We start from the raw sequence: 25697 nt of genomic DNA, 5'->3' as shown, positions 1-25697 counted from the left end.
TTTGCATTGAAATGGTGCATGTGGCGGGTCGGGGAAACGCAGGTTTTTTCGACCCGTCCGTGTTTTATCAGGCTTTACAACAAAATTTCCCGCTTCGCCCTATCTGGCACATTAGTTGCAAAATCACATTCAAAGAATCTTTTGTTTCATGTTAACGTTACGGGGAAGCACCATGAAAAAATTGTTGATTGCACTGGCCGGGGCCGCATGTCTCTTCACACAGCTGCCGGCAAAGGCCGACCAGCTTCAGGATATCGAGAAGCGCGGCACCATTCGCATTGCCGTTCCGCAGGACTTCCCGCCGTTTGGCTCGGTGGGGACCGATCTGCAGCCGCAGGGCTATGACATCGACATGGCGCGCTATCTGGCCAAACAGATGAAGCTCAAGCTGCAGCTGGTGCCGGTGACCAGCGCCAACCGCGTGCCGTACCTGCAAACCGATAAGGTGGATCTGGTCATTTCAAGCCTCGGTAAAAACCCGGAGCGCGAGAAGGTGATCGACTTCAGCCGCGCCTACGCGCCGTTCTTCCTCGGCGTGTTTGGTCCGAAAGGGGCCGAGCTGAAGGATGCCGCCGCGCTGAGCGGAAAAACCATCGGCGTGACGCGCGGGGCGGTGGAAGACATGGTGCTGACCGGCCTGGCGCCGAAAGACGCGGACGTGAAGCGCTACGAAGACAACAACACCACGCTCTCCGCCTACCTCTCCGGACAGGTGCAGTACGTGGCAACCGGCAACCTGGTGGTGGCGGCTATTTCGCGCCAGAACGCGGATAAAGCCCCGGTGCCGAGCTTTATGCTGAAAGATTCGCCGTGCTTTATTGGCCTGAAGAAAAACGAACCGGCCCTGAAGGCAAAAGTGGACGCGCTGATTGAGCAGGGCATCAAGGACGGCACGCTGAACGGCCTGTCCGAGCAATGGCTGAAGGCCCCGCTGCCGGCAAACCTTGGCGCCTGAGCCGATGACGGAGCAACTTGATTTCTCCGCGCTCTGGCCGCACTGGCCGGAGCTGCTGGCGGGGCTGTGGGTCACCGTTCAGCTGACGGTGATGGCGACCGTCGGCGGGCTGGCAATAGGGATTTTCGGGGCGGCGATCCGCAGCGCGCGCCCAACGTGGTACAGCCGGATCTGGGGCGCGTACGTGGAGACCATCCGCAACACGCCGTTTGTGGTGCAGCTGTTTTTCATCGTCTTCGGCCTGCCGAACCTGGGGATGAAGATGACGGCGGGGGAAGCGGCGCTGCTGGCCATGGTGGTGAACCTGGGCGCCTACAGCACCGAGATTATCCGCGCGGGCATTCAGGTCACGCCGAAAGGGCAGTGGGAAGCCGGACGCGTGCTGGGGCTAACCCGCCTGCAGACCTTTATCCGCGTGGTGCTGCCGCCCGCGCTGCAGCGCATTTACCCGGCGCTGGTGAGCCAGTGCATCATCGTGATGCTCGGCTCGTCGGTGGTGTCGCAGGTCTCGTATGAAGAGCTGACCTTCGCCGCCAACCTGATCCAGTCCAGAACGTTTCTGAGCTTTGAGGTTTATCTGGTGACAACCGGGATTTACTTAGCGCTGTCGATTACCCTTCGCCAGCTGATGATGGCGGCGGGACGCAAATGGCTGGGGGTGCAGGCATGATGACCACCTTTACCGACTGGGACATTATTCGCAACCTGCTGCTGGCCGGGCGCTGGACGGTGCTGCTGTCGCTGGTGGCGTTTGTCGGCGGGGCGGCGGTGACGCTGCCGCTCCTGCTGCTGCGCCTGAAGGGCGGGAGCACGGTCAGGCGCATCATCCGCGGCTATATTGAGCTGTTTCAGGGCACGCCGCTGCTGATGCAGCTGTTCCTGGCCTTCTTCGGCGTGGCGCTGTTCGGCATCGACGTCTCGCCGTGGACCGCCGCCTCGCTGGCGCTCACCTTCTACACCAGCGCGTTTCTGCTCGATATCTGGTTCGGCAGCATTCGCGCTCTGCCCAAGGGGCAGTGGGAAGCCTCGCGCTGTCTGGGGCTGACCTTTGGCCAGACCCTGTTTCGCGTGGTCGCCCCGCAGGCGCTGCGCATCGGTATCGCCCCGACGGTCGGCTTTGCCGTGCAGGTGATCAAGGGCACCGCGCTGGCGTCGATTATCGGTTTTATCGAGCTGACCAAGGCCGGGACCATGCTGACCAACGTGACGTATCAGCCGTTTAAGGTCTTTGCGCTGGTGGCGCTCGGCTACTTTATTCTGTGTTATCCGCTGTCGCGCTACAGCCGCTATCTGGAGACGAAATTCAATGCCTCTCATCACCATTAATCAGGTGCAGAAGTACTACGGCGATAACCACGTGCTCAAGGGCGTCGATCTGGATATCGACATGGGCCAGGTGATCTCCATTATCGGGCGCAGCGGATCGGGCAAAAGCACGCTGCTGCGCTGCATCAACGGACTGGAAGGCTATCAGGACGGCAGCATCAAGCTGGGCGGCATGACCATTACCGACCGGGATTCTCAGGCGCGCGAAATCAGCCGCTCGGTCGGGATGGTGTTCCAGAGCTTCAACCTGTTTCCGCACATGACGGCGCTGGAAAACGTGATGCTCGCCCCGCGTCGGGTGCTGAAGAAAAGCGCCGCCGAATGCCGCGAGCTGGCGCAGCAGATGCTGGAGAAAGTGGGCTTAGGCGATCGTCTGGATTACTACCCGTCGAGTCTCTCCGGCGGCCAGCAGCAGCGCGTGGCGATTGCCCGCGCGCTGGCGATGTCGCCGAAAGTTTTACTCTGCGACGAGATCACCTCCGCGCTCGACCCGGAGCTGGTGGGCGAAGTGCTCAAGGTGCTGGAGCAGCTGGCGGCCGAGGGGATGACGCTCATACTTGTTACCCATGAAATGAATTTTGCCCGCGAAGTGGGCGACCGCGTGGTGTTTATGCACCAGGGGAAAGTCTGGGAGCAGGGCGACAGCAAAACGCTGTTCGCCAACCCGCAGACCACGGAACTGAAGCAGTTCATCTCCTCCGTGCGCGGCCTCAACTGATAAGGACTTAACAATGGATATCGCACGCTTTCCGCAAATCAACCCGCCCCAGCGCCTGCTGATGGGGCCGGGCCCGATCAACGCCGACCCGCGCGTGCTGCGCGCCATGTCGAGCCAGCTGATCGGCCAGTACGATCCGGCCATGACCCACTACATGAACGAGGTGATGGCGCTCTATCGCGGGGTGTTCCGCACCGAGAACCGCTGGACGATGCTGGTGGACGGCACTTCCCGCGGGGGGATTGAAGCCATTCTGGTCTCCGCCATCCGCCCGGGAGATAAGGTGCTGGTGCCGGTCTTTGGCCGCTTTGGTCATCTGCTGTGCGAAATTGCCCGCCGCTGCCGCGCGGAGGTGCATACCATCGAGGTGCCGTGGGGCGAGGTGTTCACCCCCGACCAGGTGGAGGATGCGATTAAGCGTGTTCGTCCGCGCCTGCTGCTGACCGTGCAGGGCGATACCTCCACCACCATGCTCCAGCCGCTCGCCGAGCTTGGCGCGATCTGCCGCCGCTACGACGTGCTGTTTTATACCGACGCCACCGCGTCGCTCGGCGGCAACGCGCTGGAAACCGACGCCTGGGGACTGGATGCGGTATCGGCCGGGATGCAGAAGTGCCTCGGCGGCCCGTCGGGCACCTCGCCGATCACCCTGAGCGCGCGCATGGAGGAGGCGATCCGCCGCCGTAAATGCGTTGAGGAGGGCATCCGCACCGACGCCCACCGCGATGGCGACGAGGAGATGATCTACTCCAACTATTTCGATCTCGGCATGGTGATGGACTACTGGGGGCCGGAGCGCCTTAACCACCATACCGAAGCCACCACCGCGCTGTTTGGCGCCCGCGAGTGCGCGCGTCTGATCCTGCAGGAAGGGCTGGATAACGGCATCGCGCGCCATAAGCTGCACGGCGATGCGCTGCTGAAGGGCATTCAGGCGATGGGGCTGGAGACCTTCGGCGACCTGAAGCACAAGATGAACAACGTGCTGGGCGTGGTTATCCCGCAGGGCGTCAACGGCGACCAGGTGCGTAAGCTGATGCTGGAGGATTTCGGGATTGAAATCGGCACCTCGTTTGGCCCGCTGCACGGCAAAGTGTGGCGCATTGGCACCATGGGCTACAACGCGCGCAAAGACTGCGTGATGACCACCCTGAGCGCGCTGGAGTCGGTGCTGAACTACCTGAAATTCACCACCACGCAGGGGGCCGCCATGCAGGCCGCGTGGGACCACTATCGTCGCGAGACGCCGCAATGAGCCCGGCGGCAGAACGGGTGATGGCGCGCGCCGACGCGCTGGCCGCCATCAGCGAAACCCCGGATGCGCTGACGCGGGTCTATCTCTCCACCCAGCATCTGCAGGCCAACCAGCTGGTGGGGCAGTGGATGAGCCAGGCGGGAATGACCGTCTGGCAGGACAGCGTGGGCAACATCTGTGGACGCTATGAGGGCGCGCAGGAAGGGGCGCAGGCGGTGCTGCTCGGCTCGCATCTCGATACCGTGCGCAATGCCGGGCGCTACGACGGCATGCTCGGCGTGCTTGCCGCCATTGAGGTGGTGGACAGCCTGCACCAGCAGGGGGTGCATCTGGCCCAGGCCATTGAGATTGTCGGCTTTTGCGACGAAGAGGGAACCCGCTTCGGCATTACGCTGTTAGGCAGCCGGGGGCTGACGGGCACCTGGCCGCAGGGCTGGCTGGAAAAAGCCGACGCCAGCGGGATCAGCGTGGCGCAGGCGATGACCCTGATGGGGCTCGATCCTGCCCGCGTGCTGCATGCCGCGCGCCGTCAGGAGGATTTCAGCGCCTATCTGGAGCTGCATATTGAGCAGGGGCCGTGCCTTGAGCAGGAGGCGCTCGCCCTTGGCGTGGTGGAAGCCATTAACGGCGCGCGCCGTCTGAACTGCCGCTTTACCGGCGAGGCCGGGCACGCGGGAACCGTGCCGATGCTCCACCGTAGGGACGCGCTGGCCGCCGCCGCCGAGTGGATGGTTATCATTGAAAACGCTACCCGACAACAGGGCGGCAACCTGGTGGCGACGGTTGGCGAACTGCGCTGCCTGCCGGGGGCGGTGAACGTGATCCCCGGCGAGGTACAGCTCTCGCTGGATATTCGCGGGCCGCAGGATGCGCCGCTGGATCGGTTGCTTAACGACCTGCTGGAACATGCGCAGGCGATCGCCTCGCGTCGCGGTCTGGACTTCAGCGCCGAGGAGTTTTACCGCATTGCCGCCACGCCGTGCGATATCCACCTGCAAAACGTGCTGGGAGAGGCCGTCACATCGGTACAGGGGCGCTCGCTATCGCTGCCCAGCGGTGCGGGACACGACGCGATTGCCATCGCGGAATGCTGGCCGGTCGGCATGCTGTTTGTGCGCTGCAAAGGGGGCGTCAGCCACCATCCGGCGGAATCGGTGATGGCTGAAGATGTCGCCCTGGCGATTGAGGCGTTTTCGCGAGCGGTGATCCAGCTGGCGAACCGCGTTACTCCAGCCCCAGCGTATATTGCGCAATCTTAAAGTAGATAATCAGCCCGGTGCCGTCGATAAGCGTCGCGATAAACGGCGCGGAGACGACCGCCGGGTCAATGCCGCAGCGCTTGAGCACCATCGGGATCACGGACGACACAATCGCACTCCAGAGCGTAATGCACACCAGCGTCAGGCTGACGATAAGCGTAATTTCCAGCCCAATCCCCATCATCCAGGCGCGAATGCACCCGGCGATACCGAGCGTGGCGGCAATCATCAGCGAGGTGGTCATCTCTTTACGCAGCACGCGGCCAACGTCGCGCAGACGAACTTCCCCCAGCGCCATGGCGCGCACAAGCGTGGAGGTGATCTGCGTCCCGCTGTTGCCGCCCGTGCCGATCAGCAGCGGAATAAAGAACGCCAGCGCGATGGCGGACTCCAGCGCCTCTTCAAAATGCTGGATCACCGAACTGGTGTAGGCCTCCGCGACAAACAGCAGCAGCAGCCAGACGGAGCGTTTCTTCCACAGGCTATACGGGCTGGTGTCCAGATAGGGCTTCTCCAGCGGCAGCGTCGCCCCCTGAAGCTGGGCGTCTTCGGTGACGTCATCTTCCAGCAGATGGGCGATTTCGCGCTCGGTCAGGCAGCCGACGAGCTTGCCGTGGGTGACCACGGGCACCACATCCGCGCCGCCGTGCGCCAGCAGTCCGGCAACGTCGGCACGTTCATCCTCCGGTTTGACCTGCAAAAACTGCGAAATCATCAGCGATTTCACCGGCTGTACCGTATCGGCGGTTTGCAGCAATTTACGCACGGCAATCATGCCCGCCAGGCGGCCATTGTCTTCAATAAAAATATGAGACGGAATATCGTCGTCTTTTAATTTTTCGAAGAATTGCTCGCGCGCCAGCGCCACGCATAATGAAATATCGAGGACAATAAAATCGGTATTCATATATTGCGCGATCGCGCTGTCATTGAATGCCAGGTTCTGGTTGTGAATAGCGTAAGACATAGTGAATTCCCTTTGAATAATAACATCTCTCAGGGGCGAGCAAGACAGGGCATGTCGAAGAGGAGATCCCCACGTCCTGGGTTCAGCACTGTACACCGTATCCCACGAGGGAAGTTATACTGACAAAGCCTTGATTCGACAGTGCCTGTTTTACCCTGTGTCGGTTCTCTCGAACCTACCAGAGCGATAACGTGTATTTGTACAGGAGCCTCGCCATAACGAGATCGTTGTAAAACGTGAGGAATAATACGCTTATTTAAATTTACCGCTCAGAAAATTAAATAATGTTTAAGAACGGTTTAAGCGATTATTTTTAATAAAATGTTGAGGGTTTATTTAGGTTAATTCATTTCTAATGGAGGATTAAATAATCAACGGAGGAGAGGATAATGGCGTGGTTTGATAATCTGCTGAATCATTTTGCGCTGTATCCTGCACATCTTTTCGCGCTGTTATTTGTGATGGCGCTGAGTAAATCGACGGTGCTAGTCTCCTCCGTGCTGCCGCCCGCCTCGGTGATGCTGCTGGCGGGCATTACCGTCAGCCAGGCGAGCATGCATCCTGCGCAGGCGTGGCTGGCCGTGGTGTTGGGGGCAACGGCGGGTTCGGTGCTGAACTACCATATCGGCCAGCTGATGGGGCACACCCGGCTGGTCACGCGTTTCACCTCAAAGCATGCCGATAAGTTCTTGCGGGTACAGCATCAGCTGCAAAAGAACGGCGTTATCGTGCTGTTTACGTCGCGCTTCCTGGCGGTGCTGCGCTACATCGTGCCGCTGGCGGCGGGAATGCTCAGGCTGAATGCAGTCAAGGTCTATGCCGTCAGCCTGCTTTCCGCCTGCGCATGGGCGGCGCTGTATGTCAGCATCGTCACCAGCATCAGCGCCTTTTGAATTACAAACTCCCCATTCCGCCGTCGACCAGCAGCTCGGTTCCCACCGTGTAGCTCGACTCTTCGGAGGCCAGATAGAGCGCGGCTTTTGCCAGCTCCGTCGTCGAGCCCATTCTGCCGAGCGGCACCAGCTTGATGATCTCCGCCATCATCGCGTTAAGCACCTCGTCGCTTAAGCCCGTTTTGGTAAACGCCGGGGTCTCCACCGGACCGGGGCTCAGGCCGTTGACGCGGATCCCGCGCGGCAGCAGCTCCGCCGACAGCGTGCGCGCCAGCGACAGCAGGGCGGCCTTGCTCGCGGCATACACGCTGCTGGTCGGCAGGCCGATACGCGCACTCACCGAGCCGCAGAGGATCACCGACGACGGGTTATTCAGCAGCGGCAGCAGCGCCTGAATTAAAAAGAACGGCCCCTTCAGGTTGATGCCCATCAGGCGGTCCCACGCCTCCTCCTGCCAGGCTTCCAGCGGCGCGTGCGTCACGTCACCGGCGTTGAGAAACACCGCGTCCAGGCGTGGCCAGCGGGCGGCGAGGGTTTCCGCCAGCGCTTTTTGCGAGGCGATATCTCCCGCATCGGTCGGGATCACCCAGGCCTTATCGCCAAGAATACGTTCTGCTTCGGCGAGGGTGTCCGGGTTGCGTCCGGTCACGGCGACGCGCGCGCCTTCGGCGATAAACGCCTGCGCGGTGGCAAGACCGATGCCGCTAGTGCCGCCGGTAATCAGCGTATATTTATCTGTTAAACGACCCATGTTCTTCTCCTGAAATGTCTCTGGAGAAAGCACTATAGAAACGTTAGTATCGAAAGGAAACCAGGTACCAAATGGATACTAAAGAGGCAAGAGGTGTGCTATGGCAGAAATGCTGGAGGTGTGCTGTGAAAAAAAATCTGAGGCGTATACCTGCCCGATGACGCAGTTTGTGAACCTGATTTCCGGTAAATGGGCGATCCCCATTTTGTACCGTCTGATTGTGTTCAACACGCCCGTACGCTTTGGCGATCTGCTGCGGGCGGCCACACCCATCACTCAGAAAGAATTGACCAAGCAGCTACGCCTGTTTGAGCAGCGCGGGCTGGTGACGCGGACGGTCTACCTGGAGATCCCGCCGCGCGTGGAGTATCAGATCACCGCGCTGGGGTTAACCCTGCAGGACGCACTCTCCCCGCTGGCCGCCTGGATGAGTGAGTACGGCGACCAGCTTGAGCGTTAGGCTACTGTTTTGCGTAGCGCGGTGCCGGAATGCCGGTGCGCGCGCTGTTGAACAGCTCAAGACGCGCCGCTTCGTAGCGATCCCACAGGCCGGCGTCATGCATCGGCGGGATAGTGATCGGTTCACCCTGATCCAGACCCGCCAGCGATGCATCCACCATATCGTCGGTGGTCATCACCGATCCTTCCGGCAGATCGTTCACCGTGACGCCCGAATGGCTCCAGATTTCTGTCGCCGTGGCGGCGGGCAGCACGGCCTGAATGCGCACGCTGCTGTCGGCAAATTCTTCCTGTAACCCACGGGTAAAGCTCAACACCCACGCCTTGGTGGCGCTGTAGAGCGCGCTGCCCGCCCGGACGTGCAGGGCCAGCACGGACGCGATATTGATCAGCGTGCCGCGATTGTTCTGCGCCAGGCGCGGCAGGATGGCGTAGGTCAGACGCATCAGCGCCGTGGTATTCAGGGTATTAATGGCCTGATGCTGCGCCACATCGCCCGCGAGGAACGGCGCCATCTGCGCGGTGCCCGCGTTGTTAATGAGCGTATCAATGGCGGTATTGCTGCGCAGCGCCTCTTCCACGGCGCGGATCCCGGCTTCATCGGTAAGATCGGCCACCAGAATATCGACGGCCACGCCGTAGCGCGCGCGAAGGTCGGCGGCAAGGGTGTTCAGGCGATCTTCGCGACGTGCGACCAGCACCAGGTTAGCGCCGCGCGCGGCAAGACGGTCGGCATAAACGGCACCAATCCCGGAAGAGGCGCCCGTAATCAGGGCGGTGGTGATTTGCGTAGTCATCGTGTGTTACCTCAGGGCAAAGTGGGTTATTTGGTTTCAAGATGAAACTGAATAAACTCTCCGCTATTTGGTTTTATAATGCAACCATATTTGCGAGCATTTTGTGCTGTTGCCGTCGGGAACGATCAGGATGGGAGTTTTGCCACGATCTCTTCAGGCGTCAGTTCGCGGCCATCGTCGGCAATAAGCGCCAGTTTGCGCAGGGGTTTGCGCTGTTCGGTATCGACCAGCACGGTGCCGCATTCGTTATCCGCGAACAAAAATTCATTGCCCCACTGGGAGAGGGCAACCAGCACCGTTTGCAGGGCACGCCCCTTGTCGGTCAGGACGTATTCCTGCCAGGCGCTGCCGTCGGACGCGGGCTGAAGCCGGAGGATGCCTTCGTCGACCAGCAGTTTCAGCCGCGTGGTCAGCATGTTTTTCGCGATGCCGAGGCTTTTCTGGAACTCGCCGAAGCGTTTAATCCCGCGCAGCGCGTCGCGCACAATCAGCAGCGACCACCAGTCGCCGATGATATCCAGCGAACGGGCGACGGGGCAGGTGCTCTCTTCGAGGCGGGTACGTTTCACGGTCAATTCTCCGGTGGGGTGTGGTTTTATTATAAAACTTATTGGTGCACACCGTAAGCACGTTAATCATCAGTTTGAGAAATGCTTCCCGGAAAATTGTCACGAATCTGTCACACTGAACGCGACATTTTAAAACGAGTGAGGAATTAGGGATGAGAAAAGCACTACTCGCGCTGGCAGTCGCCGGTTCCATTTCAGCAACGTTTGGCGTGCAGGCGCAAGAGACGCCGGAAGGGTATCAGCTGGAGCAAGTTTTAATCATGAGCCGTCATAACCTGCGCGCGCCGCTCGCCAATAACGGCAGCGTGCTGGAGCAGTCCACGCCGAAGCAGTGGCCGGAGTGGGAGGTGCCGGGCGGTCAGCTCACCACCAAGGGCGGCGTGCTGGAAGTCTATATGGGCCATTACATGCGCGAGTGGCTGGCGCAGCAGGGGATGGTGAAGACGGGAGAATGTCCTGCTGCGGATAGCGTTTATGCTTACGCCAACAGCCTGCAGCGTACCGTCGCGACCGCGCAGTTCTTCATCACCGGCGCGTTCCCGGGCTGCGACGTTCCCGTGCACCATCAGGAAAAAATGGGCACCATGGATCCGACCTTCAATCCGGTGATAACCGATAACTCGCCGGAATTCCGTGAAAAAGCGCTCAAGGCGATGGAGACCGAGCGGCAGAAAATGCAGCTGGGCGAAAGCTATAAGCTGCTGGAGCAGATGACGAACTACGCGGATTCTCCGTCCTGCAAAGAGAAAAAGGTCTGCTCGCTGGCTGACGCGAAAGATACCTTCAGCGCCGACTATGAAAAAGAGCCTGGCGTATCCGGCCCGCTGAAGGTGGGTAACTCGCTGGTGGACGCGTTCACGCTGCAGTATTACGAAGGCTTCCCGGCCGACCAGGTAGCCTGGGGCGAAATCAAAACCGACCAGCAGTGGCGCGTGCTGTCGAAGCTGAAGAACGGCTATCAGGACTCGCTGTTTACCTCCACCGAAGTGGCGCAAAACGTGGCGAAACCGCTGGTGAAATATATCGATAAAACGCTGGTCACCGAACAGGCAAAAGCGCCGAAAATCACCCTGCTGGTGGGGCATGACTCGAACATCGCTTCCCTGCTGACGGCCCTGGATTTCAAACCGTACCAGCTGCACGACCAGCAGGAGCGCACCCCGATTGGCGGCAAGATTGTTTTCCAGCGCTGGCATGACAAAAATGCCAACCAGGAGCTGATGAAAATTGAGTATGTCTACCAGAGCTCAGAGCAGCTGCGTAACGCCAGCGTCCTGTCGCTGCAGTCGCCCGCGCAGCGCGTGACGCTGGAGCTGAAAGGCTGCCCGGTGGATGCGAACGGCTTCTGTCCTGTCGATAAATTCAATGCGGTGATGAATAACGCGGCGAAGTAAAGGAGAACCCCCCGCTGCGGCGGGGGGAAACGCTTAGACGTTTTTACGTTCGATGGTTTGCTCGCCCCAGAAGAGCGAGTCTTTATCCGTTTTTTCGAAGGCGCGCACCAGCACCTCATCGTTACCTTCCTCCCAAATCTGCTCGGCCAGCTTTTCATCGTACTTCGCGACTTCAAAGATAGCTTCGGCAATCTCCGGAGAGGTGTTGCGTAAACTTGCCCATTCGCCCACGTGGTGAGCTTTGGATTCTTGAGTTGGCATGCTTGTCCTCCTGTTGGGTGTTAGCCGTTCAGTTTTTTGGCCAGACCCGCGACGTATTCACCCTGATAGCGGGCGATAGACAGTTCTTCATTGCTTGGCTGACGTGAGCCATCCCCACCGGCAATGGTGGTTGCGCCGTACGGCGTACCGCCACGCACCTGGGAAATGTCAAACAGCTCCTGGGCGCCGTAGCCAATCGGCACAATCACCATCCCGTGATGAGCAAGGGTAGTCCAGGTTGAGGTAATCGTCTGCTCCTGACCGCCGCCGGTGCCGGTAGAGCTGAATACGCTGGCGAGTTTGCCGTAGAGCGCCCCGGATGCCCAAAGTCCGCCGGTTTGATCGAGGAAGGTGCGCATCTGGCCCGACATATTGCCGAAGCGGGTCGGGGTGCCGAAGATGATGGCATCATAGTCCGCCAGCTCCTGCGGGGTGGCGACCGGGGCGTTTTGCGTTTTCCCCCCGGCTTTCAGGAAGGCTTCCGCCTGCATGGTTTCCGGTACGCGTTTCACCACAACCTCAACGCCATCAACCCTGTTCGCACCTTCTGCTACCGCGTGAGCCATGGTTTCAATGTGTCCATACATGGAATAATAGAGCACCAGAACTTTTGCCATTTTGCATCACTCCTCGTTGGTTTTTCTGACAGCGGATCGCTGCGTTCTTTTAAAGATATGCCATCACAGCCAGACTGCAAAAATGAACGGCATTTCTTTGATTTATAACAATATGGTTACAAAAAGGCTTTGTAGCAAAATGAAACAACTTTTTGGCAGCAGATTTTTGAAATGATAAGAAAGGTTTATGAATCGCCGCCGCGTCATCTCACCCGAAAGGCTGAGTTCATGTTGCAGAATATTACCTGCGGCTTGCCGGATAGCGGCATTCCACTAAGCTTAGTTTCACGCGGCACAGATAAAGGCACTGTCCTTGTGTTGCGAGGTGAAAGAATCCTCTTTTACTGAATGCAATATGATGTCTAATGTTTCACATTCTGGAGGTTAGAGATGGCAAACCATCGTGGTGGTTCAGGTAATTTCGCAGAAGACCGTGAAAGAGCATCAGAAGCAGGCCGTAAAGGTGGCCAGCATAGCGGGGGCAACTTCAAGAATGACCCGCAACGCGCATCTGAAGCTGGCAAGAAAGGGGGGAAAAACAGCCACGGCAGCAGTAAGTAACACGCCGGGTTGAACCCCTGCCGCCGGGATCTCCCGGCGGTTTTTTTATTTCTGCAACATTGAACTGTAACCAAAGGCAACGCACACTAGGGAATTGATCTTAACTGCGAGTGCCGCATGTCTGTTTCACGCTTCAAATTCTCCGTTAAACCGCAGGAAGCCATCCTGATTCTCATCACCATGTTCTGGGGCGGGACGTTTCTGGCCGTTCAGTACGCGGTGACCCTCAGCGATCCGTTCTTTTTTGTTGGCCTGCGCTTTGCGACGGCGGCGCTTGCCGTGGGGCTGATTTCGCTTAAAACGCTGCGGGGGCTGACGCTCAAAGAACTTAAGGCCGGCGTGGCGATTGGGGTGGCGATAGCGATGGGCTACAGCCTGCAGACATGGGGATTGCAGACCATCTCCAGCAGTAAATCCGCGTTTATCACCGCCATGTATGTGCCGCTGGTGCCGCTGCTGCAGTGGCTGTGCCTGGGGCGGCTGCCGGGGCTGATGTCCTGTATTGGCATCGTGCTGGCGTTTATCGGCCTGATCTTACTGGCCGGGCCGGAAAACAACCTGCTTGCGCTGGGGCCGGGCGAAATCATCACCCTGATAGGGGCGATTGCCATTGCGGCGGAAATTATTCTGATTAGCGCCTGGGCGGGCAAGGTCGACGTCAAGCGGGTAACGGTGGTGCAGCTCGCCACGGCGTCGCTGGTGGCGTTTGCGACGATGGTGCCGGCAGGTGAGTCCGTGCCGCCGATGTCCACCGGCCTGGTGGTGGTCGCACTGGGGCTGGGTATTTTCAGCGCCATTATTCAGGTCACCATGAACTGGGCGCAGCGCAGCGTATCGCCAACCCGCGCGACGGTGATTTATACCGGCGAACCGGTCTGGGCGGGGATTTTCGGACGCATTGCAGGTGAGCGTTTGCCGCTTCTGGCGCTGGTGGGAGCGGCATTTATTGTCGCCGGGGTGCTGGTGAGCGAGTTAAAGCTCAGAAAACGTCGGAGTGAGGTCAGGGATTTGACGGCAAAAGAAGGTTTAGATTGAAAAAATGGACAGGCTTATTTACGATGTGTACGGATAAATACCGTACACGGTGATGTAAACCATGCCAGCACTTAAAAAACAGCGTATCGATCTTCGCTTAACGGACGAAGACAAAACAATGATTGAAGAAGCGGCGGCGATGACGAACCAAACGATCACCCAGTTTATGGTGAACAGTGCGTCAGAGCGTGCTGCAGAGGTCATTGAGCAGCACCGTCGTCTCGTATTAAACGAAGCATCATGGAATGCGGTGATGGATGCCATCGACAATCCGCCTGAGCCAAATGAACGCCTGAAACGAGCAGCAAAACGGCTTCGAAACATGGAGTGAAGCGCCGTGGAGAATCTCACGATCGAAATGTTATCAGAGGGAACCGATTATGACTTCGAGGATTTTGATTGTGGCGAACCCTCGCTAAATGCCTTCCTTGCTGAACATCTGGTGCGTCAGCACAATGGGCGTATTTTACGAGCCTACCTGCTTAAAGAGCGCGATCGTCCGCGAGTCCTGGGTTATTACACTTTATCGGGAAGCTGTTTTGAAAGAGCGATGCTTCCTTCTAAGACTCAGCAGCGCCGAATCCCTTATATCAACGTACCCAGCGTGACGCTGGGACGTCTGGCTGTAGATAAAACACTACAGGGAAACGAGTGGGGAACAACGCTCGTTGCGCATGCTATGCGCGTTGTCTACCTGGCTTCACAGGCTGTGGGGGTACACGGAATATTTGTTGATGCCCTTAACGAGCGGGCAAAACGATTTTATCTGAAGCAGGGCTTTATCCCGCTGACAGCTGAAAACAGCCATTCTTTGTTCTTCCCTACAAAATCTATCGAACGGCTGTTTGAGCAAGAGTGATTGCTTTATTACCTGTTGTTCTGAAGGAATGTACACGTCGGGTAAGGCCTGGCCGTCACCCGACATGTAGATTTCACGAATCCTGATGCACCACGGCGCCCTGCGGCGCGGCGACCATCCGGCGGCTCAGCAGGGCGTTAAGCAGAATTGCCCCAAAGGTCGCCGTGCCAATCCCGCCAATCGTAAACCCGCCCAGCGTCAGGGCAAAATCGCCTGCGCCCAGCACCAGCGTGACCGCCACCATAATCAGGTTGCCGTTCTGGCTGAGATCGACGCGATGCTGCACCCAGATGCGCGCGCCGGCCACGGCGATCAGCCCAAACACCACAATCGATGCCCCGCCGATGACCGGGGACGGAATGGTGTGGATCAGCGCGCCGAACTTCGGTGAGAAGCCGAGCAGCATCGCCATCACCGCCGCCGCCACGAAGACCAGCGTCGAGTAGACCTTGGTTACCGCCATCACGCCGATATTTTCGGCATAGGTGGTGACGCCGCTGCCGCCTACGGAACTGGAGAGCATGGTCGCCAGACCGTCACCGACGAACGCGCGGCCCATGTACGGATCCATGCTGCGCCCGGTCATCCCCGCAACCGCCTTCAGGTGGCCTAAGTTCTCCGCCACCAGGATCACCGCCACCGGTGCGATAAGCATCATCGCCTGGGTGTTAAAGGTGGGCGAGGTCACCTTCGGCAGGCCGAACCAGGCGGCCTGATGGAGCAGCGTAAAGTCAACCGGCTTGCCCAGACCGAAAACATTAGCCAGCAGGGCGTAGACCAGACAGGCGACAATCAGCCCAACCAGGATCAGCAGACGCTGGATCATGCCCCGCGTGAACACCGCCACCAGGCCGATGCACAGCACCGTGATCACCGCCATCCAGCTTTCAAACGGCGAGGCGGAGACGCTCCTGACCGCAATTGGCGCGAGGTTGAGGCCAATTGCCATCACCACGGCGCCCGTCACGACGGGAGGCATCATTCGCTCTATCCAGCGCGTGCCGATTTTCATCACCACCAGACCAATCAGGGTGTACACCAGGCCGCAGGCAATGATGCCGCCGAGGGCCACGCTCAGGTTGGGGTTGATCCCCTGGCCGTTAAACCCGGTGGTGGCGATGACAACGCCGACAAAGGCGGCGCTGGAGCCGAGATAGCTGGGCACGCGCCCGCCGGTGACGAAAAAGAACAGCAGCGTGCCGATACCCGACATCAGAATAGACAGGTTGGGATCGAGTCCCATCAGCATCGGCATCAACACCGTGGCGCCAAACATGGCGACCGCGTGCTGAACGCCCATCACCATCGTCTGCCCGAGCGGGAGACGTTCATCCGGCGCGACCACGCCTGCTTCTGTGGAGGTCGATTTCAACTGCCAGTGGGGAAATCCGAACATGGTCTGTCTCCTTAAGGCGGGTTAACAGGCGGGTCGCATAAGCGCGTGGTAGCCGCGGTCAAACCACACCAGCCCTTGCGGCGCGGGGTGGCGAATAATCGAAATAATGTCGCAAAACAGAATGTCGTGGGTGCCGACGCTCACCACCTGGCTGATGCGGCAGTCAAACGAGGCCAGCGCATCTTCCAGACGCGGACAGCCCGTGTCGCCCGTCTGCCAGCGGGCAGCGGCAAAGCGTTCCGCCATCGGCGTTTTACCGCCAAACAGGTTAGATAAAGGCTCCTGTCCGGCGCTCAGGGTATTCACGCAAAGGGTGCGGTTTTCGCTAAACGTTGGCCAGACGGACGCACCGCGGTTCAGGCACACCAGCAGGGTGGGCGGTGAATCCGTGACGCTGCACACCGCGCTGGCGGTGAAGCCTGCCATCCCCGCCGGGCCGTCGGTGGTGATGATGTTGACCGCCGCGCCAACGCAGGCCATGGCGTCGCGAAAGGTTTGTTTATCCGGTGATGTCATCATCGCTCCTTACGCCAGCCCGCAGGCATCGTCAAAGTCCAGGCGCGGCAGGCGCCCGTAAAGTTTGCGGGTATCGCCATAGCCTATGTTGATCAGCAGATTGCTTTTAAGCGTCGTGCCGGTGAAAAAGGCTTCGTCGACCTTCTGGCGGTCAAATCCCGACATCGGGCCGGTGTCCAGCCCCAGGGCGCGACAGGCGAAAATCAGGTAGGCGGCCTGCATTGAGCTGTTGCGAAAGGCGGTCTCTTCCGCATGCGCGGGGCTGGTGGTGAACCAGCTCTTTGCATCGCCGTGCGGGAACAGCTCGGGCAGGCGCTCGTAGAACTCACCGTCCCAGGCGACAATCGCCGTGACCGGGGCGGTGAGCGTTTTCTCGAGGTTGCCGCTGGAGAGCGCCGGGCGCAGCTTCTCTTTTCCCTCCGCGCTTCGCACAAACACAATTCGCGCCGGGGAGCAGTTGGCGGACGTGGGCCCCCATTTCATCAGGTTGTAGATTTCGCGCAGCGTTTCGTCGCTGACGGGCATATCCTGCCAGCCGTTATGGGTGCGGGCGCCGGTGAACAGCGTTTCCAGCGCGGCGGGGGTAATGGCTTCGCTCATTTAAGCTCCTTATAAAGCGGGTTCCGGGCTGTGCAGTAGGCTGGCCAGCCCGTTCAGCAGCAGGGTATTGAAGGTATCCGGCTCGGTGACGTTGCAGGCGTGCCCGCCCTGGCGCATCACCGCGCTGCGGCTGTGCGGGATCGCCGCCTGCAGTTCCGACGAGCAGACGGAGGGCACCAGCATGTCGTCGGCGGAACAGATGATCTGTACCGGACAGCGTATGCGCGCGGCATGGCGGCTGAAGTCGGCCTTTTTCAGGGCGCTGAGCCTGTGCAGCAGGTTGGTTTTACCCTGGAAATGGGCCAGCGCCAGCGCTTCTTCGGCCTCCAGACGGGGGGCGCGGGCGGCCATCCAGTCCGCAGGGTAGAGAAACAGCGGCTGCGCCTCGACCCACGCCTGCGCGCCGCCGTAATGCAGCAGGCGCTCGCGGATCTGAAAGCAGCGGCGGGTGTGGGGATTGAGGGTCAACCAGCCGTTAACGCACACCAGCGCGGTGAGGGCGTCGGGCCTGTCGAGGGCCAGCTGCAGGCCGACCAGCGCCCCCAGCGCGTGACCCACGACGCTGTAGCGGACAATCCCGGCTTCAGCCAGCGCCTGGGCCAGCTCGTCCGCCATCTGCGCAAGGCTGTACCCTTCCGGCAGGGTGGCGGGGTTATTGCCCGTTCCCCGCTGGTCATAGCACACCACCTGATACTCCGGCTCCAGCGCGGCCAGCTGGGGCAGCCAGTAGCTGCCGCTGCCGCCGAGACCGGAAATAAAGACCACCACGGGCGCGCCCTCGTACGGGGGCGGCGAGACGGAAAGTTTCATACCTGCCTCACTTCGCGATGTGCGCAACGGTGGCGATTTCAACCAGCGCCTCTGGCTTCACCAGCCCGCACTGAATGCAGAACCGCGCCGGTTTATCGCCGGGGAAGAACTCGGCGTAAATCTCGTTAATCGCGGCGTAGTTTTTCCAGTCGGTGATAAAGATGCTGTTGAAGGTCACATCCTCCATCGTCCCACCCGCCGTTTCGATCACGGTTTTGATCGTCTCCAGCACGTGGCGGGTTTGCGCCTTTGGGTCGTTGATAAACACCACGTTGTTGTCTTTATCAAACGGCAGCGTGCCGGAGACATACACCACGCCGTCGGCGAGGGTGCCGGGAACAAACGGGGCAATCGGCGTGCTGGTGCCCGGCGGAATAATCACGGATTTTGGCATCAGGCGTCTCCTCAGGCGATACGGGCAAGCGGGGGAGTCAGGGCGTCGCAGAAATCATTGACGTTACTGACCCAGCCAAAAAAGGTTTCGATGTTGAACAGGGCCGCTTTCTGGGCGAATTCCGGCCCGGCCTGGTGGGTCGCGTCTTCCAGCACCACGCCAAAATACTCGAGGAAAAAGCCGTCGCGCAGGGTCGACTCCACGCAGACGTTGGTGGCGATGCCGGTGAACACCAGATGACGAATGCCCCGGCTGCGCAGCAGGCTGTCGAGCGGGGTGTTGAAAAAGCCGCTGTAGCGCGGTTTGGGCAGGACAATATCGCTCGCCTGCGGTACCAGCTCATCCACCAGCTGATAGTCCCAGCCGCCTTTCGCCAGCAGCTTGCCCTGCAGTTCGGGCCGTTTACGCATGGTTTTCAGGGCGTTCGACTTGTGGAAGTTGGGCGAGCCGGGGCCGCCGGCCTCGACGTACTGTTCATCCCAGCCGTTCTGGAACCAGATGATGAGCATGCCCGCGGCGCGCGCGGCGGCGACGGCGGTTTTAATGTTCTCGATCACCGGCCTGGTGGCGGAGACGTCGAACCCCGCCAGATCCAGATAGCCGCCCTGGCTGGCGTAGGCGTTTTGCATGTCCACCACGATCAGCGCGCTCTGCTGTGGCGCAAAGGTGATGGCTTCCGGGCGTGCGTTAAGGGTCGTCATTACGCCACCTCCTTCGTGACGGCAGGAATGTGGGCGCGGCACTGCATCAGCGGCTGGATGCGCTCGCCGAAGGTCTCCACGCCGGTGAGGAAATCGTCGAAGGTCAGCAGAACGCCTTCCGCACCGGGAACGGCCGCCACTTCGTCAAGCATTCTGGCGACGCTGGCGTACGAGCCGACCAGCGTGCCCATGTTGATATTGACGGCGGAGGTCGGGTCAGCCATCTGGCGGACGTTGGTATCCGCCCCGGAGCGGGTATCCTTCTGGCTCTGTTCGGTGAGCCAGCTCAGGGCCTCCTCGTCGGCGCCGTCCTTATAGCGCTCCCATTTGGCGCGCGCGGCGTCGTCGGTTTCGTCGGCGATCACCATAAACAGCACGTAGGAGCCCACGTCGCGCCCGGTTTTGTCGGCGGCCTCTTTCATGCGCGCGGCGGTCGGGGCGAAGGCGGCAGGCGTGTTCACGCCTTTACCGAAGCAGAAGTTGAAGTCGGCGTATTTCGCGGAAAACTCCATCCCCGCGTCGCTTTGTCCGGCGCAAATCACCTTCATCGGCACCGACGGCTGCGGGCTGACGCGGCAGTCGTTCATGGTGAAGAAATCGCCCTTGAAATCGCTTTTGCCGGTCCCCCACAGGTCGCGCAGCACCTGCACGTATTCGGTCAGGTAGTCGTAGCGACGCGAGAAGTACTCGTCACCCGGCCAGAGCCCCATCTGCTCGTACTCCGGTTTTTGCCAGCCGGTGACCAGGTTGACGCCAAAACGCCCGCCGGAGATGGAGTCGATGGTGGAGGCCATGCGCGCGACGATCGCCGGGGGCAGGGTGAGCGTGGCGGCGGTGGCGTAGATTTGGATCCGCGAGGTGACCGCGGCCAGCCCGGCCATCAGGGTAAAGGACTCCAGGTTGTGATCCCAGAATTCAGTTTTGCCGCCAAAGCCGCGCAGCTTGATCATCGAAAGCGCAAAGTCGAAATGGTAGTGCTCTGCTTTCTGCACGATGGCTTTATTGAGCTCAAAGGTCGGCATGTATTGCGGTGCAGTGGTCGAGATAAGCCAGCCGTTGTTGCCGATGGGTACAAATACGCCAATTTTCATCACGAACCTCTCTTCATTACGTCGCAGGTGTATCGGTGTTTTTGCAAAGGCGGTGCCAGTTTTGAAAATGGCTGTGTTATTAATGTGTTAATCAGAAGTTGGTAGATTGATGCGGCTAAATGTGGACTAACTGGTCAAAAACATTGCACAGAAAACAGGCATTCATGCGCGATCGGAGTGCAGGATGTCGTGGCGAGTCGGGGGTTTTGCTATGCTGAGGGCAACGCAGAATAAGGAGAGCGGGAATGGCACAAGGCGCAGTGAAAACACCAGGTAAACGTTCGCAGGCGGTGAGCGCCAAGAAGCAGGCGATCCTCAGCGCGGCGCTGGAGACTTTTTCGCAGTTTGGTATTCACGGCACGCGCCTGGAGCAGGTGGCGGAGCAGTCCGGCGTATCCAAAACCAATCTGCTTTACTATTACCCGTCGAAAGAGGCGCTCTATGTGGCGGTGATGCAGCAGATCCTCGATATCTGGCTGGCGCCCCTCAAAGCGTTCCGCGCGGAGCTGGCCCCGCTGGTGGCGATCAAAGAGTACATTCGCCTGAAGCTGGAGGTGTCGCGCGATTACCCGCAGGCGTCGCGACTGTTTTGTCTTGAGATGCTGCAGGGCGCGCCGCTGCTGCAGGCGGAATTAACCGGAGATTTAAAACAGCTGGTGGACGATAAGTCGGCCATTATTGCCGGATGGGTCGCCAGCGGAAAGCTGGCCCAGGTCGACCCGCATCATCTGATCTTTATGATTTGGGCCTCCACCCAGCATTACGCTGACTTTGCGGCCCAGGTTGAGGCGGTGACCGGTAAAACGCTCCAGGACGAGGCGTTTTTCCACAGCACCCTGGAAAACGTGCAGCGGATGATTATTGAAGGGATCCGCCTGCGCTAGTTCCCCCTCACCCCAGCCCTCTCCCTCAAGGGAGAGGGGGCCGTCCGCGCAGGTATTATTTTGTGGGGATCCCTCAGCCCGGCGGGAGAGGGCAGCTTAAGTCGCCCTCTTCACACTGCATCAGCGAGGCCAGAAACGCTTCGCGCTCCACGGTTTTTTCCGCCAGGCACTGGTTAACAATCATTGGCTGGACGCTCCCGCCTTCCGTCCCCGAACCGATAAACGCGCAGTCCGCATCGCGCAGGGTAATCCACGCCTGCTGCGCTTTTTTCAGCAGGTCGCGCTGAGGAGCTGCCGCGCGTTTGATGGCGGCCTGATACGTCTGGTTGAGTTTTTTATCGGCAGCCTGGTACTGCTGCGCGCTACAGGTATTCAGTTCAAGCTGGGTGGTCGCGTTGTCGCACTCGTCGGCCAGCGCGCTGGCGCTCATTAGCAGTGCCGCACTGGCGATAAGAAATCGTTTCATATACTCCCCAAAAAAATAAGGCTCCGTCTCCGGAGCCTTATTAACACAGCGTTAGCCTATTGTCATCAGACTGGCGTTACCGCCTGCCGCCGCGGTGTTGACGCTGAGCGAGCGCTCCACGTACAGACGCTCCAGCAGCAGGTTGGTTTCTCCGCGCGCAAAGCCCTGCACGGAAACGATGGCGCCGCTGCGGGCCGCAACCTGCTCGCACAGTTCGCGCAGCTGATCGGAATCACCGTGGTAGATCACCGCATCAAACGGCTGGGTCAGCAGGCTATCGGCTTTCGCGAAGCGAATGCGGGCCGAGACCGCTTTCGGCAGCTGTTTGGCGAGATCGCGATGCAGGGCATCTTCCGGCCACAGCACTTCACAGCCGGTTGCCATCGCGGCGGCCAGCTGCACCAGCGCGTCCTGCTCGTTATCGGCCACGCACAGCACGCGCTCGCGCGGCATCAGCGTCCAGGTGTTGCGCTCGCCGGTTGGCCCCGGCAGCAGACGCTGCGTGCCCGCCTGCGCCAGCTCGCCGTACTGCTTCGCGACGGCACGCAGTTCAGGACGTTTTTCTGCCCATGTAATGAGCGCCTCCAGCGGCTGCGTCAGCACGGTTTTCAGCTGCGCATCCACCGGATAGTCCGCATCCTGGCGTGCCAGGGTGACGCCCAGGGCGTTCTCCGGACGGTTCGCCAGCAGACGGTACAGGTAGAGCGGACCGCCCGCTTTCGGACCGGTGCCGGAAAGGCCTTCGCCGCCGAACGGCTGCACGCCCACGACCGCGCCAACCATGTTGCGGTTAACGTACAGGTTGCCCACTTTGGCGCTGCCGGTCACCTGCGCGATAGTCTCGTCGATACGGGTATGCACGCCGAGCGTCAGGCCATAGCCGGAGGCGTTGATCTGCTCAACCAGCTCGTTCAGGTTGTTACGGTTGTAGCGCACCACGTGCAGCACCGGGCCGAAGACCTCTTTTTTCAGCTCGTCGAAGCTTGCCAGCTCAATCAGCGTTGGCGGCACAAAGGTGCCGGTCCGCCATTCGCGGGCATCTTCGCTGTTCTCGCGGACCGCCTGGAACACCGGGCGGCCTTTCGCGCGCATGGTCTGAATGTGGTTTTCGATGTTGGCTTTGGCTTCCGCGTCGATCACCGGCCCGATATCGGTGGTGAGACGGCCCGGGTTGCCCATGCGGCATTCGGCCATCGCGCCGCGCAGCATCTTCAGCGTGTGGTCCGCCACGTCGTCCTGCAGGCACAGCACGCGCAGGGCGGAGCAGCGCTGACCGGCGCTGTCGAACGCGGAGGCCAGCACGTCGACCACCACCTGCTCGGTGAGCGCGGAGGAGTCAACGATCATGGCGTTCATCCCGCCGGTTTCCGCGATGAGCGGCGTAGGACGACCCTGCGCATCCAGACGGGTGGCAATGTTGCGCTGCAGCAGCGACGCCACTTCGGTCGAGCCGGTAAACATCACGCCGCGCACGCGGTTGTCGGAGGTCAGTTTGGCGCCGACGGTTTCACCGCGGCCCGGCAGCAGCTGAATCACGCCCGCCGGCACGCCGGCTTCCAGAAGAATGCTGATGCCCTGCGCGGCAATCAGCGGGGTCTGCTCTGCCGGTTTTGCCAGCACGCTGTTGCCTGCGGCCAGCGCGGCGGCAATCTGGCCGGTGAAGATCGCCAGCGGGAAGTTCCACGGGCTGATACAGACGACCGGACCCAGCGGACGGTGGGTTTCGTTATCGAAATCATCGCGCACCTGACCGGCGTAGTAGTGGAGGAAATCAACCGCCTCGCGCACTTCGGCAATCGCGTTGCTGAAGGTTTTACCCGCCTCGCGCACCAGAATGCCGATGAGCGACTGCATCTGATCTTCCATCAGCACCGCCGCGCGCTCCAGAATCGCGGCGCGCTCCTGCGGCGGCGTGGCAAACCAGATAGGGGCGTTGTTCACCGCGCTGTCCAGCGCCTGATCCACTTCCGCTTCGGTCGCTTCACGCGCGTAGCCGACGATATCCTTCGGCTCGGCCGGGTTGATCACCGGCTGCATTTCGCCGTCTGCAACGGGCTGCTCCAGCATCGGTTTGGCCTGCCACTTCTGCAGCGCGCTGTTGAGCAGGGCAGAGGAGAGGGACGCAAGACGGTGTTCGTTGGCGAGATCCAGACCCGCCGAGTTGACGCGGCCTTTGCCGTACAGCTCGCGCGGCAGGGCAATCTTCGGATGCGGCAGGCCAACCTGGCCTTCCTGCGCCGCCATCTTCTCAACGGCCTGCACCGGGTCGGCCACCAGCTCGTCCAGCGGCAGCGTGGTGTCGGCGATGCGGTTGACGAAGGAGGTGTTCGCGCCGTTTTCCAGCAGACGACGCACCAGGTACGCCAGCAGGGTTTCGTGCGTTCCCACCGGAGCATAAATTCGGCACGGGCGGTTCAGCTTGCCGTCCGCCACTTTACCGGTGACCTGCTCGTACAGCGGTTCACCCATGCCGTGCAGGCACTGGAACTCGTACTGGCCCGGATAGTAGTTTTGCCCGGCCAGGCTGTAGATCGCCGCCAGGGTGTGGGCGTTGTGGGTAGCGAACTGCGGATAGATCAGGTTCGGCACGCCGAGCAGCTTTTTCGCACAGGCGAGGTAAGAGACGTCGGTGTATACCTTGCGGGTATAGACCGGATAGCCTTCCAGCCCTTCCATCTGGGCGCGTTTGATTTCGCTGTCCCAGTAGGCGCCTTTCACCAGACGGATCATCAGGCGACGGCGGCTGCGGCTTGCCAGGTCAATCAGGTAATCAATGACGAACGGGCAGCGCTTCTGGTAGGCCTGGATAACGAAGCCAATGCCGTTCCAGCCTGCCAGCTCCGGCTCGAAGCACAGTTTTTCCAGCAGATCGAGGGAGATCTCCAGACGGTCGGCCTCTTCGGCGTCGATGTTAATGCCGATGTCATACTGGCGCGCCAGCAGGGTCAGGGACTTCAGGCGCGGGTAGAGTTCTTCCATCACCCGGTCGTACTGCGCGCGACTGTAGCGCGGGTGCAGGGCGGAGAGCTTAATGGAGATGCCCGGGCCTTCATAAATACCGCGACCGTTGGACGCTTTACCAATGGCGTGGATCGCCTGCTGGTAAGAAACCATGTAGGCCTGCGCGTCGGCGGCGGTCAGGGCCGCTTCGCCCAGCATGTCGTACGAGTAGCGGAAACCTTTATCTTCCAGCTTGCGGGCGTTCGCCAGCGCTTCGGCAATGGTTTCCCCGGTGACGAACTGCTCGCCCATCAGGCGCATCGCCATGTCCACGCCTTTGCGGATCAGCGGCTCGCCGCTCTTGCCGATGATGCGGTTCAGGGAGCGGGAGAGGTTGGCTTCGTTATGGGTGGAGACCAGTTTGCCGGTAAACAGCAGGCCCCAGGTTGCCGCGTTGACGAACAGCGACGGACTGCGGCCAATGTGGGAATGCCAGTTGCCGTTGCTGATCTTGTCGCGGATCAGCGCGTCGCGGGTGGCTTTATCCGGAATACGCAGCAGCGCTTCCGCGAGGCACATCAGCGCCACGCCTTCCTGAGAGGAGAGGGAAAACTCCTGCAGCAGGCCCTGAACCATCCCGGCGCGGCCGGTGGCGGTTTTCTGGTTGCGCAGCTTGTCGGCTAACTGATACGCCAGGCTGTGCGCCTGCGCGGCAATGGCTTCCGGCAGGCGGGCCTGCTCCAGCAGCATCGGTACGGCGTCGGTTTCGGCACGGCGGTAGGCGCCGGTAATGGCGGCACGGCTGACGGACTGCGGCAGGATCTGCTCGGCGAATTCAAGGAACGGCTGATGGTTCTCGTCGCCAGCGGCCGGGGCTTCTTCACTTTCGTTCGCCGCGCCGGCCAGCAGGGCAGGCAGCTCCGGCAGGCCCTCATCGCTCTCGAGTCTTTCGAGATAGTTAAAAATCGCCTGCTTAATTAACCAGTGCGGCGTGCGGTCAATGCGGGTTGCTGCGGTCTTAATCCGTTCGCGGGTTGCGTCATCCAGCTTAACCCCCATGGTGGTCATACCCATGCCAAAGCTCCTGTTGTTCTGTAATAGCGTTCTGTTGATAGCGTGAAATATCCACCATGTTGCAACTTTGTGCAACCGTGTTAAATGTGACCTGGTTTGCAACCCGGGAAATGAATGGATTGTTAACGAATAGTTAGCTGGGAAAACGC

Annotated in this window: 29 protein-coding genes and 1 riboswitch; of the genes, 14 read left to right on the top strand and 15 right to left on the bottom strand. The window is 60.2% G+C overall.

The window, feature by feature from the left end; translation table 11 throughout:
- The first annotated feature begins 172 nt into the window (after positions 1-172).
- Genes SPH27_RS06495 through hpxK form a run of 6 tightly spaced genes read left to right on the top strand, consistent with a single transcriptional unit; the run spans position 173 to position 5513 of the window.
- The gene (locus SPH27_RS06495; RefSeq protein ID WP_023311064.1) at positions 173-955 is read left to right on the top strand and encodes a transporter substrate-binding domain-containing protein; all 783 of its coding nucleotides are present in this window, start codon (positions 173-175) and stop codon (positions 953-955) included.
- Positions 956-959: 4 nt separating this feature from the next.
- Positions 960-1625 (top strand): amino acid ABC transporter permease, encoded by a 666-nt coding sequence (locus tag SPH27_RS06490; protein WP_182071679.1) that lies wholly within the window; start codon positions 960-962, stop codon positions 1623-1625.
- The gene (locus SPH27_RS06485) at positions 1625-2281 is read left to right on the top strand and encodes an amino acid ABC transporter permease (RefSeq protein ID WP_182071704.1); all 657 of its coding nucleotides are present in this window, start codon (positions 1625-1627) and stop codon (positions 2279-2281) included. The genes SPH27_RS06490 and SPH27_RS06485 overlap by 1 nt, the downstream gene beginning before the upstream one ends.
- On the top strand, positions 2262-2999 hold the full coding sequence (locus SPH27_RS06480) for an amino acid ABC transporter ATP-binding protein (RefSeq protein WP_032638731.1): 738 nt from the start codon (positions 2262-2264) through the stop codon (positions 2997-2999). The genes SPH27_RS06485 and SPH27_RS06480 overlap by 20 nt, the downstream gene beginning before the upstream one ends.
- 13 nt (positions 3000-3012) lie before the next feature.
- Positions 3013-4254 (top strand): pyridoxal-phosphate-dependent aminotransferase family protein, encoded by a 1242-nt coding sequence (locus tag SPH27_RS06475; RefSeq protein WP_048983636.1) that lies wholly within the window; start codon positions 3013-3015, stop codon positions 4252-4254.
- Complete coding sequence (gene hpxK, locus SPH27_RS06470; RefSeq protein ID WP_182071678.1) at positions 4251-5513, top strand: allantoate amidohydrolase; 1263 nt, start codon at positions 4251-4253, stop codon at positions 5511-5513. Before SPH27_RS06475 ends, hpxK begins: the two co-directional genes overlap by 4 nt.
- On the opposite strand, the gene SPH27_RS06465 is transcribed toward hpxK, so the two are convergent.
- Positions 5479-6480, bottom strand: a complete 1002-nt coding sequence (locus tag SPH27_RS06465; RefSeq protein WP_029741838.1) for a magnesium transporter — start codon at positions 6478-6480, stop codon at positions 5479-5481. The two genes, hpxK and SPH27_RS06465, sit on opposite strands and share 35 nt — an antisense overlap.
- Positions 6481-6540: 60 nt before the next feature.
- Positions 6541-6710, bottom strand: a riboswitch (M-box (ykoK) riboswitch).
- A gap of 159 nt (positions 6711-6869) precedes the next feature.
- Here SPH27_RS06465 and SPH27_RS06460 point away from each other — a divergent pair.
- Positions 6870-7373 carry a DedA family protein gene (locus SPH27_RS06460; RefSeq protein ID WP_182071677.1) on the top strand — a complete coding sequence of 168 codons (504 nt, stop codon included), beginning with the start codon at positions 6870-6872 and terminating at the stop codon, positions 7371-7373.
- 1 nt (position 7374) lies between these two features.
- Here SPH27_RS06460 and SPH27_RS06455 read toward each other — a convergent pair whose 3' ends face one another.
- On the bottom strand, positions 7375-8124 hold the full coding sequence (locus SPH27_RS06455; protein WP_182071676.1) for an SDR family oxidoreductase: 750 nt from the start codon (positions 8122-8124) through the stop codon (positions 7375-7377).
- Positions 8125-8224: 100 nt separating this feature from the next.
- On the opposite strand from SPH27_RS06455, the gene SPH27_RS06450 reads away from it, so the two are divergent.
- Positions 8225-8584 carry a winged helix-turn-helix transcriptional regulator gene (locus SPH27_RS06450; RefSeq protein ID WP_182071675.1) on the top strand — a complete coding sequence of 120 codons (360 nt, stop codon included), beginning with the start codon at positions 8225-8227 and terminating at the stop codon, positions 8582-8584.
- 1 nt (position 8585) lies between these two features.
- Here SPH27_RS06450 and SPH27_RS06445 read toward each other — a convergent pair whose 3' ends face one another.
- Together SPH27_RS06445 and SPH27_RS06440 are read right to left on the bottom strand one after the other, a co-directional pair.
- The gene (locus tag SPH27_RS06445; RefSeq protein ID WP_033145158.1) at positions 8586-9380 is read right to left on the bottom strand and encodes an SDR family NAD(P)-dependent oxidoreductase; all 795 of its coding nucleotides are present in this window, start codon (positions 9378-9380) and stop codon (positions 8586-8588) included.
- A 125-nt stretch (positions 9381-9505) separates the two neighbouring features.
- The gene (locus SPH27_RS06440) at positions 9506-9949 is read right to left on the bottom strand and encodes a winged helix-turn-helix transcriptional regulator (protein WP_032658095.1); all 444 of its coding nucleotides are present in this window, start codon (positions 9947-9949) and stop codon (positions 9506-9508) included.
- 152 nt (positions 9950-10101) lie between these two features.
- Here SPH27_RS06440 and agp point away from each other — a divergent pair, with 152 nt between their 5' ends.
- Positions 10102-11343, top strand: a complete 1242-nt coding sequence (gene agp / locus SPH27_RS06435; RefSeq protein WP_182071674.1) for a bifunctional glucose-1-phosphatase/inositol phosphatase — start codon at positions 10102-10104, stop codon at positions 11341-11343.
- A gap of 33 nt (positions 11344-11376) precedes the next feature.
- On the opposite strand, the gene SPH27_RS06430 is transcribed toward agp, so the two are convergent.
- Both SPH27_RS06430 and wrbA read right to left on the bottom strand, forming a co-directional pair.
- Complete coding sequence (locus tag SPH27_RS06430; protein ID WP_008499832.1) at positions 11377-11604, bottom strand: YccJ family protein; 228 nt, start codon at positions 11602-11604, stop codon at positions 11377-11379.
- Positions 11605-11624: 20 nt separating this feature from the next.
- Positions 11625-12221: an NAD(P)H:quinone oxidoreductase gene (gene wrbA, locus SPH27_RS06425; RefSeq protein ID WP_023311076.1), complete on the bottom strand. Its 597-nt coding sequence runs from the start codon at positions 12219-12221 to the stop codon at positions 11625-11627.
- A 390-nt stretch (positions 12222-12611) separates the two neighbouring features.
- Between wrbA and SPH27_RS06420 the strand changes: the two genes are divergently transcribed.
- The 4 genes from SPH27_RS06420 (at position 12612) to SPH27_RS06405 (ending at position 14676) form a co-directional block, all read left to right on the top strand.
- The gene (locus SPH27_RS06420) at positions 12612-12782 is read left to right on the top strand and encodes a general stress protein (RefSeq protein WP_023311077.1); all 171 of its coding nucleotides are present in this window, start codon (positions 12612-12614) and stop codon (positions 12780-12782) included.
- A gap of 117 nt (positions 12783-12899) precedes the next feature.
- On the top strand, positions 12900-13817 hold the full coding sequence (locus tag SPH27_RS06415; RefSeq protein WP_033145161.1) for a DMT family transporter: 918 nt from the start codon (positions 12900-12902) through the stop codon (positions 13815-13817).
- Between the two features lie 61 nt (positions 13818-13878).
- Positions 13879-14148 (top strand): DUF1778 domain-containing protein, encoded by a 270-nt coding sequence (locus SPH27_RS06410; RefSeq protein ID WP_008499829.1) that lies wholly within the window; start codon positions 13879-13881, stop codon positions 14146-14148.
- Positions 14149-14175: 27 nt separating this feature from the next.
- Complete coding sequence (locus SPH27_RS06405; protein WP_172421424.1) at positions 14176-14676, top strand: GNAT family N-acetyltransferase; 501 nt, start codon at positions 14176-14178, stop codon at positions 14674-14676.
- Positions 14677-14749: 73 nt separating this feature from the next.
- Here SPH27_RS06405 and rutG read toward each other — a convergent pair whose 3' ends face one another.
- From rutG to rutA, 7 genes are read right to left on the bottom strand one after another with little or no spacing between them, the layout of a single operon-like run.
- Complete coding sequence (gene rutG, locus SPH27_RS06400; protein ID WP_182071673.1) at positions 14750-16072, bottom strand: pyrimidine utilization transport protein G; 1323 nt, start codon at positions 16070-16072, stop codon at positions 14750-14752.
- 21 nt (positions 16073-16093) lie between these two features.
- A complete protein-coding gene (gene rutF / locus SPH27_RS06395) occupies positions 16094-16588 on the bottom strand; it encodes an NADH-dependent FMN reductase RutF (protein ID WP_032658088.1) in 495 nt (164 codons plus the stop codon).
- Between the two features lie 9 nt (positions 16589-16597).
- Complete coding sequence (locus SPH27_RS06390) at positions 16598-17188, bottom strand: malonic semialdehyde reductase (protein ID WP_047061542.1); 591 nt, start codon at positions 17186-17188, stop codon at positions 16598-16600.
- A 9-nt stretch (positions 17189-17197) separates the two neighbouring features.
- On the bottom strand, positions 17198-17998 hold the full coding sequence (gene rutD / locus SPH27_RS06385; RefSeq protein ID WP_182071672.1) for a pyrimidine utilization protein D: 801 nt from the start codon (positions 17996-17998) through the stop codon (positions 17198-17200).
- 7 nt (positions 17999-18005) lie between these two features.
- Complete coding sequence (gene rutC, locus SPH27_RS06380; protein ID WP_010429508.1) at positions 18006-18392, bottom strand: pyrimidine utilization protein C; 387 nt, start codon at positions 18390-18392, stop codon at positions 18006-18008.
- A gap of 11 nt (positions 18393-18403) precedes the next feature.
- Entirely contained in the window at positions 18404-19093 is a 690-nt protein-coding gene (gene rutB, locus SPH27_RS06375) for a pyrimidine utilization protein B (RefSeq protein WP_182071671.1), read from the bottom strand.
- Positions 19093-20184 (bottom strand): pyrimidine utilization protein A, encoded by a 1092-nt coding sequence (gene rutA, locus SPH27_RS06370; RefSeq protein WP_045142971.1) that lies wholly within the window; start codon positions 20182-20184, stop codon positions 19093-19095. The genes rutB and rutA overlap by 1 nt, the downstream gene beginning before the upstream one ends.
- 245 nt (positions 20185-20429) lie before the next feature.
- On the opposite strand from rutA, the gene rutR reads away from it, so the two are divergent.
- Complete coding sequence (rutR, locus tag SPH27_RS06365; protein WP_182071670.1) at positions 20430-21068, top strand: HTH-type transcriptional regulator RutR; 639 nt, start codon at positions 20430-20432, stop codon at positions 21066-21068.
- Between the two features lie 73 nt (positions 21069-21141).
- Here rutR and SPH27_RS06360 read toward each other — a convergent pair whose 3' ends face one another.
- Entirely contained in the window at positions 21142-21534 is a 393-nt protein-coding gene (locus SPH27_RS06360) for a lysozyme inhibitor LprI family protein (protein WP_039261695.1), read from the bottom strand.
- Positions 21535-21585: 51 nt separating this feature from the next.
- Complete coding sequence (gene putA / locus SPH27_RS06355) at positions 21586-25548, bottom strand: trifunctional transcriptional regulator/proline dehydrogenase/L-glutamate gamma-semialdehyde dehydrogenase (RefSeq protein ID WP_182071669.1); 3963 nt, start codon at positions 25546-25548, stop codon at positions 21586-21588.
- Positions 25549-25697: the final 149 nt, after the last annotated feature.

The sequence above is a fragment of the Enterobacter sp. A103 genome (assembly GCF_034427535.1).
Classification (GTDB): Bacteria; Pseudomonadota; Gammaproteobacteria; order Enterobacterales; family Enterobacteriaceae; genus Enterobacter; species Enterobacter asburiae_B.
Note: the sequence above shows the minus strand (reverse complement) of the source record. Positions and strands in the feature narration are given on the sequence as shown.

What these genes read in the sequence shown, in the direction of transcription:
- SPH27_RS06420 (WP_023311077.1), top strand. Translation starts at nt 12,612, where the DNA reads ATGGCAAACCATCGTGGTGGTTCAGGTAATTTCGCAGAAGACCGTGAA.
- SPH27_RS06495 (WP_023311064.1), top strand. Translation starts at nt 173, where the DNA reads ATGAAAAAATTGTTGATTGCACTGGCCGGGGCCGCATGTCTCTTCACA.
- SPH27_RS06455 (WP_182071676.1), bottom strand. Translation starts at nt 8,124, where the DNA reads ATGGGTCGTTTAACAGATAAATATACGCTGATTACCGGCGGCACTAGC.
- agp (WP_182071674.1), top strand. Translation starts at nt 10,102, where the DNA reads ATGAGAAAAGCACTACTCGCGCTGGCAGTCGCCGGTTCCATTTCAGCA.
- rutA (WP_045142971.1), bottom strand. Translation starts at nt 20,184, where the DNA reads ATGAAAATTGGCGTATTTGTACCCATCGGCAACAACGGCTGGCTTATC.
- rutB (WP_182071671.1), bottom strand. Translation starts at nt 19,093, where the DNA reads ATGACGACCCTTAACGCACGCCCGGAAGCCATCACCTTTGCGCCACAG.
- SPH27_RS06490 (WP_182071679.1), top strand. Translation starts at nt 960, where the DNA reads ATGACGGAGCAACTTGATTTCTCCGCGCTCTGGCCGCACTGGCCGGAG.
- wrbA (WP_023311076.1), bottom strand. Translation starts at nt 12,221, where the DNA reads ATGGCAAAAGTTCTGGTGCTCTATTATTCCATGTATGGACACATTGAA.
- rutG (WP_182071673.1), bottom strand. Translation starts at nt 16,072, where the DNA reads ATGTTCGGATTTCCCCACTGGCAGTTGAAATCGACCTCCACAGAAGCA.
- SPH27_RS06430 (WP_008499832.1), bottom strand. Translation starts at nt 11,604, where the DNA reads ATGCCAACTCAAGAATCCAAAGCTCACCACGTGGGCGAATGGGCAAGT.
- SPH27_RS06360 (WP_039261695.1), bottom strand. Translation starts at nt 21,534, where the DNA reads ATGAAACGATTTCTTATCGCCAGTGCGGCACTGCTAATGAGCGCCAGC.
- SPH27_RS06445 (WP_033145158.1), bottom strand. Translation starts at nt 9,380, where the DNA reads ATGACTACGCAAATCACCACCGCCCTGATTACGGGCGCCTCTTCCGGG.
- SPH27_RS06475 (WP_048983636.1), top strand. Translation starts at nt 3,013, where the DNA reads ATGGATATCGCACGCTTTCCGCAAATCAACCCGCCCCAGCGCCTGCTG.
- rutD (WP_182071672.1), bottom strand. Translation starts at nt 17,998, where the DNA reads ATGAAACTTTCCGTCTCGCCGCCCCCGTACGAGGGCGCGCCCGTGGTG.
- putA (WP_182071669.1), bottom strand. Translation starts at nt 25,548, where the DNA reads ATGGGTATGACCACCATGGGGGTTAAGCTGGATGACGCAACCCGCGAA.
- SPH27_RS06465 (WP_029741838.1), bottom strand. Translation starts at nt 6,480, where the DNA reads ATGTCTTACGCTATTCACAACCAGAACCTGGCATTCAATGACAGCGCG.
- SPH27_RS06485 (WP_182071704.1), top strand. Translation starts at nt 1,625, where the DNA reads ATGACCACCTTTACCGACTGGGACATTATTCGCAACCTGCTGCTGGCC.
- SPH27_RS06410 (WP_008499829.1), top strand. Translation starts at nt 13,879, where the DNA reads ATGCCAGCACTTAAAAAACAGCGTATCGATCTTCGCTTAACGGACGAA.
- SPH27_RS06480 (WP_032638731.1), top strand. Translation starts at nt 2,262, where the DNA reads ATGCCTCTCATCACCATTAATCAGGTGCAGAAGTACTACGGCGATAAC.
- rutF (WP_032658088.1), bottom strand. Translation starts at nt 16,588, where the DNA reads ATGACATCACCGGATAAACAAACCTTTCGCGACGCCATGGCCTGCGTT.
- SPH27_RS06405 (WP_172421424.1), top strand. Translation starts at nt 14,176, where the DNA reads ATGTTATCAGAGGGAACCGATTATGACTTCGAGGATTTTGATTGTGGC.
- rutR (WP_182071670.1), top strand. Translation starts at nt 20,430, where the DNA reads ATGGCACAAGGCGCAGTGAAAACACCAGGTAAACGTTCGCAGGCGGTG.
- SPH27_RS06460 (WP_182071677.1), top strand. Translation starts at nt 6,870, where the DNA reads ATGGCGTGGTTTGATAATCTGCTGAATCATTTTGCGCTGTATCCTGCA.
- SPH27_RS06450 (WP_182071675.1), top strand. Translation starts at nt 8,225, where the DNA reads ATGGCAGAAATGCTGGAGGTGTGCTGTGAAAAAAAATCTGAGGCGTAT.
- SPH27_RS06415 (WP_033145161.1), top strand. Translation starts at nt 12,900, where the DNA reads ATGTCTGTTTCACGCTTCAAATTCTCCGTTAAACCGCAGGAAGCCATC.
- SPH27_RS06390 (WP_047061542.1), bottom strand. Translation starts at nt 17,188, where the DNA reads ATGAGCGAAGCCATTACCCCCGCCGCGCTGGAAACGCTGTTCACCGGC.
- hpxK (WP_182071678.1), top strand. Translation starts at nt 4,251, where the DNA reads ATGAGCCCGGCGGCAGAACGGGTGATGGCGCGCGCCGACGCGCTGGCC.
- rutC (WP_010429508.1), bottom strand. Translation starts at nt 18,392, where the DNA reads ATGCCAAAATCCGTGATTATTCCGCCGGGCACCAGCACGCCGATTGCC.